Source organism: Streptomyces mabaensis (assembly GCF_053763515.1).
Window position 1 is genome coordinate 1 of record NZ_JBSOPZ010000032.1, and the last position, 12,354, is coordinate 12,354.

Below are 12,354 nucleotides of genomic sequence, written 5' to 3' on the forward strand. Positions count from 1 at the left end.
GTCGGGCGGCCCCGGGGAGCGGGGCCCCACCAGAGCCGGGACGCTGGCTGCGCTCTCGTCGGTGACCTCAGCCCGGTGGGTAGGTACAAGACACGCACCAGGTTCGGGGACTGCTGGCCCCGGCATAGCGGCCGACGGCCGCCTGTTGCACCGGAACAACGCCCAATCCGAGGTGAGACGACACCAAGCGGCCGAGGGGGCCCCCAAGCAGGCCACAAACCCCGGCAAACCGGACAGGATTGAGGCTCGGCGGACCCCGCATGCCGACAGATGTAGTCATACCTCAGCTCCACCGACCTGACAGCCGGATAGCCGGGGCCAAGCACCTCCCGGCCTGCCACCCGCGGCCCCCGCCCACCGGCCTGCGGCCGCTGAGCCGGGGGCCGGGCCCATCCCGGACCTGCCGCACCCGCCTGGTCACCCACTACCCGGTGGTCGCTGAGCCGGAGCCGGACTCCCGCGAGTCGATGGCGGACCACCCACCGGCCTGCGGCCGCTTGGCCGGGCCGGGCCCAGCCCGAGCCGACCGCGCACCACCCACCACCCGGTGGCCGCCGAGCCGGGGCCGCGCCCATCCCGGGCCTGCCGCGCCCCGCAACCGCCCACCGGCCTGCGGCCGGGGGCGGACCCGCAAGCGGGGCACCAGCAGCCCCGGGACCCCGCTCCGGGGGCCGCCCCCTCAACAAGCAGTAGCGGTGGAGGGACGGGAGTCCAGGGTGGGCGCAGCCCATCGCGCAGCGACGCGACCGCAGGGAGCGCCCTTGACACCCGGCCCGGAGCCGCCATCATCACCAACCGGGCGGCCCCCCACCCGCACGAACCCGCCCCCGGGCACGGCTGCCCGCCCCCCGGCTCACCCCCCGCTACCCCGCCACCGCCACCCGTACCGCCCTCACCAGGGCCTGGGCGCGGGGGTCCGCCGTGACTCCCTTCCGCATGCCGTTGGTCACGTACCCGAGCGCGATTCCCGACTCCGGGTCCGCGAAGCCCAGCGAGCCGCCGCGGCCCGGGTGGCCGAACGAGCCCGGGCCCAGCAGCGGGGACGCCGGGCCGTGCAGCATGAAGCCCAGGCCGAAGCGGGTGTTCACGACCAACACCCGGTCCGGACCCGCGGACTCCTCCGTGCGGGCCAGCGTCAGCGTCGCCGGGGCGAAGAGCCGGTGGCCGTCGACCTCACCGATCGTCGCGGCGTAGAAGCGGGCCAGCGCGCGGGCCGTCGAGATGCCCGCGGAGGCGGGCAGTTCGGCGGCCCGGTACGCCGGGTCGTTCTCGTCCGGGACCGGATCGATGGCCCCGAACGCCCGCCGCGTCAGGGACTCCGGATCCCGGTACGCCTCCGAAACGCTGCGCTTGGGCCTCAGCCGCAACGCCGCAGCACCGCCCCCCGCAGGCTCCTCCACCGGACCGACCCGCCCCGCCCGGTGCGCCTCCCCCGGCGGCAGGCCCATCCAGAAGTCCAGGCCGAGCGGGCCCGCGATCTCCTCCGCCGTCCAGCGCCCGATACTCCGCCCGGTCACCCGGCGGACCAGCTCACCGAGCAGCCAGCTGTACGTCTGCGCGTGGTAGCCGTGGTCCGTACCGGGCTCCCAGACCGCCTGCTGTGCCGCGACCGCGAGCGGCCCGCTCTCCCCGTCCCCCGCCTCCGCCACCGTCAGCGGCCGGTCGAGCACCGGCACGCCCGCCCGGTGCGCGAGCAGGTGCCGTACCAGCGCCCGCTCCTTGCCGCCGGCCTTGAACTCCGGCCAGTACGTGCCCACCGGCGCGTCCAGGTCCAGCTGCCCCCGCTGGTGGAGCAGCAACGGCACCGCCGCGGCCACCCCCTTCGTCGCGGACCGCACGATCTGCGCGGTGTCGACGGCCCACGGCTCGGTGCCGTCCACGTCGCGCGTACCGCCCCACAGGTCGACGACCTTGCGCCCGTCCCGGTAGACGGCGACCGCGGCGCCGCGCTCGCCGCGCTGCTCGAAGTTGCGTACGAAGGCGTCCCTGACCGGCTCGAAGCCGGCCGCAACCGTGCCCTGGACGTCCACGCGCGCACTCACTCCCACGTTGTTCCGAGGCGCCCGGGTGGCGCGTCGTCCCTCCATGGTGCAACGGACGGGCAACCGCCCGCCGCGCGGGTCAGCTCAGCACGATCGCGACGTCGATGTTGTCGCGGGTCACGTTGGAGTACGGACAGACCTGGTGCGCCGCGACCACTCCGACGGACGGAGTCCGGCGCAGCCGGCCGAAGCCTGGGAGGCGCCCCGGCGCCGAGCAGTGCGAGGTCGGCGTTAAAAGGAGACAGCGCGCGGATCGAAGCCGAACGGCAGCTCCAGGCGGTGCGCCCGCATCAGGTCGTCGTCGCACAGCAGATCCTGCGTACGGCCGTCGGCCACGATGACCCCCTCGCTGAGCACCACCGCACGCGGGCACAACTCCAGCGCGTACGGCAGATCGTGCGTCACCATCAGCACGGTGACGTCCAACGACCGCAGGATGTCGGCCAGTTCGCGGCGGGACGCCGGGTCGAGGTTGGACGACGGCTCGTCCAGCACCAGGATCTCGGGCTCCATCGCCAGTACGGTCGCGACGGCGACCCGGCGGCGCTGCCCGAACGACAGGTGGTGCGGGGGCCGTTCCGCGTACTCGGCCATGCCCACCCGCTCCAGCGCCGTGGTGACCCGGGCGTCGAGCTCCGCGCCGCGCAGCCCGGAGGCCGCCGGGCCGAACGCCACGTCCTCGCGGACCGTCGGCATGAACAGCTGGTCGTCCGGGTCCTGGAAGACGATGCCCACGCGCCGGCGGATCTCCGCGAAGTTCCGCTTCTCGACCGGGAGTCCGGCGACCCGCACGGAGCCCACGCCGGCGTCGAGGATGCCGTTGAGGTGCAGGACGAGGGTGGTCTTGCCGGCGCCGTTGGGGCCCAGCAGCGCGACCCGTTCGCCGCGCGCGACGGTCAGGTCGACGCCGTACAGGGCCTGGTGGCCGTCCGGATAGGCGTAGGCGAGGCCGGACACCTCCAGCGACGGAGGCGAGGACGGCGACGCCGACGACACGGGCGCCGCGGGCGACAGGGGCGACAGGGGCGACAGGGGCGACAGGGAATCGTTCACAGGGTCCATCCCATCAGGCAGACGGCGAGGGCCGCCGCCGGGAGTGCGGCCGCGTACGCCCACTGCGCCCGCGAGGCCGTCACCTCGTCGATCACCGGCATGGCGCCCGCGTACCCACGGCTGACCATCGCCAGGTGCACCCGTTCACCGCGCTCGTACGAGCGGATGAAGAGGGCGCCGGCCGTCTTGGCGAGGACGCCCCACTGCCTTACGCCGCGCGCCTCGAAGCCGCGCGAGCGCCGGGCGATCGACATCCGGCGCATCTCGTCGCTGATCACATCGCCGTAGCGGATCATGAAGGAGGCGATCTGGACGAGCAGGGGCGGCAGCTTCAGCCGTTGCAGCCCGAGCAGCAGCGAGCGCAGCTCGGTCGTCGAGGCGAGGAGTACGGACGCGGCGACGCCGAGCGTCCCCTTGGCCAGGATGTTCCACGCGCCCCAGAGGCCGGAGACGCTCAGCGACATGCCGAGCACGTCGACGCGCTCGCCCTCCGCCACGAACGGCATGAGCACAGCGAAGGCGACGAACGGGATCTCGATCAGCAGCCGCTTCAGCAGGAAGCCGGCCGGGATACGAGCCACCGCCGCGACCCCCGCGAGCAGTGCCGCGTACAGGCCGAAGGCCCACACCGCCTCGCGCGGGGTGGACACGACGACCAGTACGAAGCAGAAGACCGCGGCGAGTTTGCAGTGCGGGGGCAGCTCGTGGACCGGCGAGTGCCCGTGCCGGTAGAGCTTGTGTGCGTGGCCCGCGCCCATGTCAGGCCGTGTCCCCCGCGCGCGCCGCCGAGCCGGCCGGGGACACGGCGGACGCCGAGGCCGCTCCGGAGGCCGGCTCCTCGGTACGGCGGCGACGGACCGCCCAGAAGACCCCGCTGCCCGCGGCGACGGTCACGCCGACGCCGATGACACCGGCCAGGCCGCCGGACAGCCGGGCGTTGTCGACGTCCTTGACGCCGTAGTCGGCGAGCGGGGAGCCGGCGGCGTCGTGCTCCTCGACGTTCTTGTCGAAGCCGACCTCCGCGGCGACCTTCTCCAGGCCGTCCGGGTTGGCGGAGGCGTAGAAGCTGACGAACCCGGCCAGGACCAGGGTGGCGGCCAGGCCCGCGCCCCACACCGTACGAGTGGACCGCGCGGCGGCCGGCGCGGGCGCCGCGGCGGGCGCGTCCACCAGCTCGCCGCCGACGCGGAGCTTGAGCGGCGCGGACAGCCCCCGGGCGCCGTGCACCAGGTCGGGGCGTACGGCGATGACCGCACCCACGGTCGCCGCGGTGATCGCGGCCTCGCCGATGCCGATCAGCACGTGGACGCCGACCATGGCGGTCAGCACCTTGCCGATCGGCACGTCGGTCGTACCGCCGACCGCGTAGAGCAGGGTGAACGCGGCCGCCGAGGCGGGCACGGAGACCAGCGCGGCGACGAAGGCGGAGGCGGTCACCGAGCGGCGGCCGCCCGGCAGGATCTTGACCAGGCCGCGGAAGAGGGCGTACGCGACGACGGCCGTCACCACACCCATGATCGTGATGTTCACGCCGAGGGCGGTGAGCCCGCCGTCGGCGAAGAGGATGCCCTGCATCAGCAGCACCACGGACACACAGAGCACGCCGGTGTACGGGCCGACGAGTATCGCGGCCAGTGCCCCGCCCAGTAGATGGCCGCTCGTACCGGCCGCGACCGGGAAGTTCAGCATCTGCACGGCGAAGATGAACGCGGCGACGAGCCCGGCCAGCGGCGCCGTCCGCTCTCCCCCATAGCCTTCGGCATGGGAGGTACCCCCAAGTTCCCTCCGCGCGCCGCGCAGGCTGACGGCGACGGCACCGGCCGCGACGACTCCGGCGGCCACCGAGACCGGTGCGTTGATGAATCCGTCGGGGACATGCATAGGTGGGCTCCGCTTCCTGCGGTCGGTCCGGTCGGCCCGGTCGTCCGATCCAGTCCTGATGAAATGCTTAACCGTTTGATGATAGTGCCCACCTGCAAACTCATTGCAAGAGCGGCGGAGCCGCAATCGAGTTCGAGCAAACGCGCGGAAATATGCGACATTGGAGGACATACGTCGCGAGTGTGAGGAGCCGGCCGATGTCCACCGCCGTCGAAGACCCTGCCCGCGCGCGCATCATCACCGATGCTCCCTACTACAGAGCGGTCCCCGTCGCCCTGCGCTTCGATCCGGACGCGCCCCAAAGCGTGAGCATCGTGTTCCCCGCCGGCCTCTCCCCCGACGGCACCGAGAACGAGTGGATGCTCACCCGCGGCCTCCTGGAAACGGGACTGCGCGCCCCCGCAGGCACCGGCGACGTCCGGGTCTGGCCGTGCGGCCGGGTCCAGGTGGTGGTCGAGTTCCACGCGCCCGAAGGCGTGGCGGTGGTGCAGTTCGACAGCTCGGCGCTGCGCCGCTTCCTGCGCCACACCTACGCGGTCGAGATGGCGGCGGACGCGCAGCGGCCCGGCCGCACCCCCTCGGGAGCACGACCGGGCCGCTGACGCCTGACCCTCGGGCTGACGCCCGGACTCGGACTGACGCCTGGACCTCGGACTCAGACGCGCACCAGCTCGCGCTCCTCGTCCGGGTCCGGGTCCGCCAGCCGCTCACGCAGCTGCTCGCCCTCCACATCCACATTGGGCAGCGCCCGGTCCAGCCAGCGCGGCAGCCACCAGGCCTTCTTGCCCAGCAGCGCGAGGACCGCCGGCACGACGGCCATCCGGACCACGAACGCGTCGAAGAAGACGGCGATCGCCAGACCGAAGCCGATCATCTTGATCATCTGCTCGCTGGACCCGATGAAGCCGGAGAAGACCGCGATCATGATCACCGCCGCGGCGGTGACGACCCGGGCCCCGTGCCGGAAGCCGGTGACGATCGCCTGCCCCGGCCGCTCGCCGTGGACGTAAGCCTCCCGCATCCGCGTGACCAGGAAGACCTCGTAGTCCATGGCCAGGCCGAAGACGACGCCCACCATGAAGATCGGCATCATGCTCATGATCGGGCCGGTCTGCTCGACGCCGAAGACGGAGCCGAGCCAGCCCCACTGGAAGACGGCGACGACCGCGCCGAGCGCGGCGACGACCGAGAGCAGGAACCCGAGGGCCGCCTTGAGCGGGACCAGGACCGACCGGAAGACCACCATCAGCAGCAGGAAAGCGAGACCGACGACGAGCGCGAGGTAGGGCAGCAGCGCGTCGTTCATCTTCTGCGAGAAGTCGATGTTCATCGCGGTGGCGCCGGTGACCAGCACGTTGTCACCGCTGGTGTCCCGGATGGTGTGCACCAGGTCCTCGGTCTCGACCGAGGACGGGCGGTCCTTCGGTACGACGGTGATGATCGCGGTGTCCCCGGCCTCGTTGGGCGTGGGCGGGGTGACCGCCGCGACCCCGTCGAGGCCCTCGATCTCGCTCGCCGTGCGGCCGGCCGCCGCCTTGTCGCCGTCGACGACCACCATCAGCGGCCCGTTGAAGCCGGGGCCGAACCCGTCGGACAGCAGGTCGTACGCCTTGCGCTGGGTGGTGGAGACCGACTGCGAGCCGTCGTCCGGCAGACCCATCTCCAGCGAGGCGGCGGGTACGGCGATGACGCCGAGCCCGACCACACCGGTGAGCAGTACGGCGACCGGCCGGCGCAGCACGAAACGCGCCCAGCGGGTGCCCATGTTGGGCTTGTCGTCGGTCTTCGTCAGAGGCGCCTTGCGGGCCTTGCGGCCGTGCACCCTCTTGCCGGCGAAGCCGAGCAGCGCCGGGATGAGGCTGAGCGCGATGAGTACGGCGATCACGACCGTGCCGGCCGCGGCGACGCCCATCTTGGTGAGCATCGGGATGTTGACGACGGCCAGGCCGACCAGGGCGATGACGACGGTGAGGCCGGCGAAGACGACGGCGGAACCGGCCGTTCCGACGGCCCGTCCAGCCGCTTCCTCACGCTCGCGCCCCTCGGCCAGCTCGGCCCGGTAGCGGGAGACGATGAAGAGCGCGTAGTCGATGCCGACCGCGAGACCGATCATCGTCGCGAGCGTCGCCGTGGTGGAACCCAGGTCCAGGACGTTCGCCAGGGCGGCGATCGTCGAGACGCCGATGCCGACGCCGATGATCGCGGTGAGCAGCGGCAGTCCGGCGGCCACCAGCGAACCGAAGGTGATCACGAGCACGATCGCGGCCACGACGACACCGATGATCTCGCCGGCCCCGGTCTCGGGCGCGGCCTGGAGCGCGTCTCCGCCGATCTCGACCGTGAGGCCGGCGTCCCGCGCCTCCTCGCCCGCCCCCGTGAGCGCCTCCCGGGTCTCCTCGGTCAGCTCCATCCCGCTGACCTTGTACGAGACCTGCGTGTACGCGGTCGAGCCGTCCCGGCTCACCGCCTTGCCGGCGTACGGGTCGACGACCGAGGCCACCTGGTCCGAGCCGGACTTCAGGTCGGCGACGACCTTCTGGACCTCGGCCTTGTGGGCCGGGTCGGTCATCTTCTGGCCGTCGGGGGCCTTGAAGACGACGCGGGCGGTCGCGCCGTCGGCGCTGGCGCCCGGGAAGCGCTGCTCCAGCAGGTCGAAGGCCTTCTGGGCCTCCGTGCCGGGTATCGAGAAGGAGCTGGAGGTGGCGGTCGAGGCGGAGGCCGCGCCGACCCCGGCGAGCGCCAGCAGGGCCACCCACAGCAGGGCGACGAAGCGGCGGCGCCGGAAGGCGAACCGCCCGAGCTTGTAGAGGAACGTGGCCACGAGGGCGTACTCCCGGTCAGGTCGTTGGAACAAGAGGGCAGGAATGACCAGCCCGACGACGTGAGCGGTGCGCGTCAGGTGGGGCTTGGTGCTGCGGGGAGAGTCAGACGCCGAGGGCGGGGAGGACCACGGAGTCGATGTAGTCGCCGAGGAAGGCCTGGTCGGGGGACCGGTCCTGGATCAGCGGATGGGCGATGAAGGCGCCGATGAGCATGTGCGACATGTATTTGAGTGCGGGGTTGTCCGCGGCGACCTCGCCACGGTCGATCGCACGCTGCACCACGACGTCGAGTCCGGTCATCTCGGGCTCGATGAGCAGCTCACGCAGCGCCTGAAGCAGATCGGGGTTCTCGTGGACAGCCCGGGCGAGACCACGCAGCAGCGCGGTGTCCCGCTGCATGCGGACGTCGTCCGAGCGCGCCACGATTTCATGGAAGTCGCCGCGCAGGCTGCCGGTGTCGATCTCCGAGACGTCCACCGGCGTCCCGTGCCGCAGCGCACGCGCCACCAGCTCCGGCTTGCTCCCCCACTGGCGGTAGAGGGTGGCTTTGCTGGAGCGGGTCCGGGTGGCTACGGCGTCCATGGTCAGGGCGTCGTAGCCGACGTCTCGCAGCAGGTCGAGCACGGCTTCGTACAGCTCGGCCTCGCGCTCCGGCGTGATCCGGCTGCGCCGCGACATCACACACTTGGCCATTACCCACCTCCTGTCCGCCTGTTGGCCCGCCGTCCGAGAATCCGTACGTCCGCCTATCCGAACGAAACGGTTTCGTACGCTTAACTTACCGCGCCCGCCCCATCGAAACGAAACCGTTTCGCTGTGGCCTGTGTCACGACCCCGGACGCGGCCCGTACGACTACTCCGTGCGTACGAGTTGCCGCGCCCCCCACAACGCGGAAAGCATGGGAACGTGAGTGACGACCTCGCGTATCTCCGCTGTCCGCATCTCCACGACGACCTGCTCTGCTTCGCCGCCGAGGACGACCTCTGGGTTGCCCCCCTCGTCCCCGCCGGCCAGCGCCCCGGTCGCGCCTGGCGAGTCACCGTCGACCGGACCAGAGTCAGCCACCCGCGCTTCTCCCCCGACGGCCGTCACATCGCGTACACGACCTGGCGCAGCCTCGACCCCGAGATCCACCTCGCCCCGGTCGAGGGCGGCCCGGCCCGCCGGCTCACCTACTGGGGCTCCACCGACACCCGGGTCTGCGGCTGGGACCCCGACGGCAACATCCTGGCCGTCTCCTCGCACGGCCAGCCCTTCTCGTACTTCTCCTGGGCCTACAAGGTGGCCACCGACGGCTCCCCCGGCCGGCGGCTTCCCTGGGGCCCGGCCTCCGACATCCAGGTCGCGGACATCGAGGGCGAGCACCTCACGATGCTGCTCACCGGGAAGCCCCCGCACGAGCCCGCCGCCTGGAAGCGCTACCGCGGCGGGGCGACCGGCCGGCTGTGGCTGCACGGCAAGCGGCTGCTGGACGGCATCGGCGGCCATCTCGACTGCCCGATGTTCGTGTCCGGCCGTATCGCGTTCCTGTCCGACCACGAAGGCATCGGCAACCTCTACTCCTGCCTGCCGGACGGCACCGACCTGCGGCGGCACACCGACCACGACGAGTTCTACGCCCGGCACGCCTCCAGCGACGGCCACCGGGTCGTGTACCAGTGCGCGGGCGATCTGTGGATCGTCGAGGACCTGGGCGCAGACGCCGTACCGCGCAAGCTCGACGTACGCCTCGGCGGCCCGCGGGCCGGCCGGCGCACCTACCAGGTGCCCGCCTCCAGCCATGTCGACTCGCTCTCCGTGGACTCCACCGGCCGCGCGAGCGCGGTGTCCGTCCGCGGCAGCCTGTACTGGCTCACCCACCGCGACGGCCCGGCCCGCACCCTCGTCGACACCCCAGGCGTACGGGTCCGGATGCCGGAGATGCTCGGCAGCGGCGGCCAGGTCGCGTACGTCACCTCGGCGGACGGCGAGGACGCGGTCGAGATCGCGTACCTGCCACGGGCCAGCGGGGAACGCGAGCCGCGCCGGCTCGCCTCCGGGGAGCTCGGCCGCGTACTGGAGCTGCTCTCCGACCCCGACGGCGAGCGGCTCGCGATCGCCTCGAACGACGGACGCCTGCTGCTGATCGACGCGACCGAAGAGTCTGGGGGCACCTCCCGGACGAAGTCTGGGGGAGGAGAGGTCACCGAGCTGATCCGGTCCGTCAACGGGCCGGTCCGCGACCTGTCCTTCTCCCCCGACGGCGCCTGGCTGACCTGGTCCCATCCCGGCATCGGCCGCTCGCTGCGGCAGATCAAGGTGGCCCGGATCAAGGACCGCACCATCGTCGACGTCACCAACGGCCGCTTCGAGGACGAGAATCCGGTCTTCACCAGCGACGGCCGCTATCTCGCGTTCCTGTCCTGGCGCGGGTTCGACCCGGTGTACGACGTGCACACCGGCGACCTCTCCTTCCCGCTGGGCTGCCGCCCCTACCTCGTACCGCTGTCGTCCGCGACCCCCTCGCCCTTCGCGCTGTCGCCGGACGGCCGCCCGGCCGCGGGTGGCCTGGACCCGGCGGACGGCGAGAACGGGGCGGCGGGCGACGGCACGGTGCTGGTCGAGGTCGAGGGCCTCGCGGACCGGGTCACGCCCTTCCCCGTCACCGCCTCCAAGTACTCGGCGCTGCACGCGGTCAGCGGCGGCGGACTGGTCTGGCTGCGCTGGCCGATCTCGGGCGCGCTCGGCGAGACGTTCGTCAACCCGGCGGACACCACGGGCCGTCCCACACTCGAACACTTCGACATCTCCAAGGCGCGCAAGACCGAACTGGTGGGCCACCTCGACTGGTTCGCGGTCAGCGGCGACGGCACCCGGCTGGTCGTGGTCGACGACGGCGACCTGCGGGCCGTACCGGCGACCGAGTCCGGCGACAGCGACTCCACCGTCTACCTGGACCTCCGCCGGATCCTCCACCAGGTCGACCCGGCGGCCGAGTGGCGTCAGGCGTACGACGAGGCGGGCCGCATCATCCGCGCGTACTTCTGGGAGCCGCAGATGTGCGGCATCGACTGGGACGGCGTGCTCGACCAGTACCGCCCGCTCGTCGAACGGGTCGCGTCCCCCGACGAGTTCGCCGATCTGCTGCGCGAGGTGCTGGGCGAACTGGGCACGTCGCACGCGTACGTCTCCCCCGCCCGCCGCAACGAGGGCCCCCCGCACTACCAGCGCGCGATGGGCCTCCTCGGCGCCAACTTCGTGTGCCGGGACGGCGCGTGGGTGGTCAGGCGGATCCTGCCGGGCGACTCGTCCGACTCCAAGGCCCGCTCCCCGCTGGCCGGTACGGGTATCCGCGAGGGCGCGGTCCTCACGCATGTCGACGGCCGCCCGGTCGACCCGGTGACCGGACCGTATCCGCTGCTGTCGATGGCCGGCGGCACGACGGTCGAGCTGACCTTCCAGCCGGCGGAGGGCGAAGGGCGGGCGCGCCGGGTCGCGATCGTGCCGCTGATCGACGAGCGGCCGCTGCGGTACCAGGACTGGGTGACCAAGCGCCGTGAGGTCGTCCACGAGGTGAGCGGCGGCAAGTGCGGTTACCTGCACATCCCCGACATGGGCGGCTCGGGCTGGGCCCAGTTCAACCGGGACCTGCGGATGGAGGTCTCGCGGCCGGCGCTCATCGTGGACGTACGCGGAAACGCGGGCGGCCACATCAGCGAGCTGGTGGTCGAGAAACTCACCCGCACAATCCTTGGCTGGGACCTCACCCGCAACGCGCAGCCCGTCAGTTACGCCTCGAACTCGCCCCGGGGTCCGGTGGTCGCGCTGGCGGACGAGGCGACGTCCTCGGACGGCGACATGATCACGGCGGCCTTCCGGCTGCTGGGGCTCGGCCCGGTGGTGGGTCTGCGGACCTGGGGCGGGGTCGTGGGCATGACCGGGCGGCACCAGCTCGGCGACGGCACGGTCATCACCGTCCCCATGAACGCGGCCTGGTTCGACCAGTACGGCTGGTCGATCGAGAACCACGGCGTAGAACCGGATCTGGAGATCGAGCGCACCCCGCTCGACTGGGCGGAAGGCCGCCACGCGCAGCTGGACGACGCGGTCGAGGTGGCCCTGGAGCTGCTGGAGCGGAACCCGGCCGCGACGCCCCCGGACTACCGGGACGTACCGGACCTGCGCCGCCCCAAGCTCCCGCCGCGCAACGGGGGTTGAGGGCCCGGCGGCGGCACGGAGGGCGCGCCCGGTGGTCCGGGCGCGCCCTTCGTCTGCGTGGTCTGCGTGGGTGGGGAGGTCAGACGTCGTAGTCCTGGTCGAACTTCCGCCGCGCCTCGTCGGCCCGCCGCTCCTCCTCCATCCGCTCCCGGTCAGGATCGGGCATGCCCTGCGGCCGACGCTCGGGCGTGCCCTGCGGGGTGCGACGCTCCGGCGACCCTTCCTTGCCCTTGCGCGCCTTCTGCTTGGCCTGGTCCGCGAGCTCCTGCGCCTTGTCCTTGAACTGGTCCGATATGCCCATGAGATTCACTCCTAGGGGGTGTGAGAGGTGTAGGGCCTGTCCGGCGGATCTTGACCG

General features: G+C 72.3%; 9 protein-coding genes. 2 read left to right on the plus strand and 7 right to left on the minus strand.

Annotation, left to right across the window (positions count from 1 at the left end; all coding sequences use genetic code 11):
- Positions 1-863: 863 nt before the first annotated feature.
- The 4 genes from ACWV17_RS25375 to ACWV17_RS25390 form a co-directional block, all read right to left on the minus strand.
- Positions 864-2,030: a serine hydrolase domain-containing protein gene (locus ACWV17_RS25375; protein WP_455361589.1), complete on the minus strand. Its 1,167-nt coding sequence runs from the start codon at positions 2,028-2,030 to the stop codon at positions 864-866.
- 243 nt (positions 2,031-2,273) lie between these two features.
- A complete protein-coding gene (locus ACWV17_RS25380; RefSeq protein ID WP_455361538.1) occupies positions 2,274-3,104 on the minus strand; it encodes an energy-coupling factor ABC transporter ATP-binding protein in 831 nt (276 codons plus the stop codon).
- The gene (gene cbiQ, locus ACWV17_RS25385; RefSeq protein ID WP_455351267.1) at positions 3,092-3,853 is read right to left on the minus strand and encodes a cobalt ECF transporter T component CbiQ; all 762 of its coding nucleotides are present in this window, start codon (positions 3,851-3,853) and stop codon (positions 3,092-3,094) included. Before cbiQ ends, ACWV17_RS25380 begins: the two co-directional genes overlap by 13 nt.
- Position 3,854: 1 nt before the next feature.
- Positions 3,855-4,976, minus strand: a complete 1,122-nt coding sequence (locus tag ACWV17_RS25390; RefSeq protein ID WP_455361539.1) for an energy-coupling factor ABC transporter permease — start codon at positions 4,974-4,976, stop codon at positions 3,855-3,857.
- Positions 4,977-5,173: 197 nt separating this feature from the next.
- Between ACWV17_RS25390 and ACWV17_RS25395 the strand changes: the two genes are divergently transcribed.
- A complete protein-coding gene (locus tag ACWV17_RS25395; protein ID WP_455351265.1) occupies positions 5,174-5,578 on the plus strand; it encodes an SsgA family sporulation/cell division regulator in 405 nt (134 codons plus the stop codon).
- 53 nt (positions 5,579-5,631) lie between these two features.
- On the opposite strand, the gene ACWV17_RS25400 is transcribed toward ACWV17_RS25395, so the two are convergent.
- Entirely contained in the window at positions 5,632-7,797 is a 2,166-nt protein-coding gene (locus ACWV17_RS25400) for an MMPL family transporter (protein WP_455361590.1), read from the minus strand.
- Positions 7,798-7,900: 103 nt separating this feature from the next.
- Positions 7,901-8,491, minus strand: coding sequence for a TetR/AcrR family transcriptional regulator (locus ACWV17_RS25405; RefSeq protein WP_455351264.1), 591 nt, complete (start codon positions 8,489-8,491; stop codon positions 7,901-7,903).
- A gap of 214 nt (positions 8,492-8,705) precedes the next feature.
- Here ACWV17_RS25405 and ACWV17_RS25410 point away from each other — a divergent pair, with 214 nt between their 5' ends.
- Positions 8,706-11,996, plus strand: a complete 3,291-nt coding sequence (locus tag ACWV17_RS25410) for a S41 family peptidase (protein WP_455361540.1) — start codon at positions 8,706-8,708, stop codon at positions 11,994-11,996.
- Between the two features lie 79 nt (positions 11,997-12,075).
- On the opposite strand, the gene ACWV17_RS25415 is transcribed toward ACWV17_RS25410, so the two are convergent.
- On the minus strand, positions 12,076-12,297 hold the full coding sequence (locus ACWV17_RS25415) for a hypothetical protein (RefSeq protein ID WP_455351262.1): 222 nt from the start codon (positions 12,295-12,297) through the stop codon (positions 12,076-12,078).
- Positions 12,298-12,354: the final 57 nt, after the last annotated feature.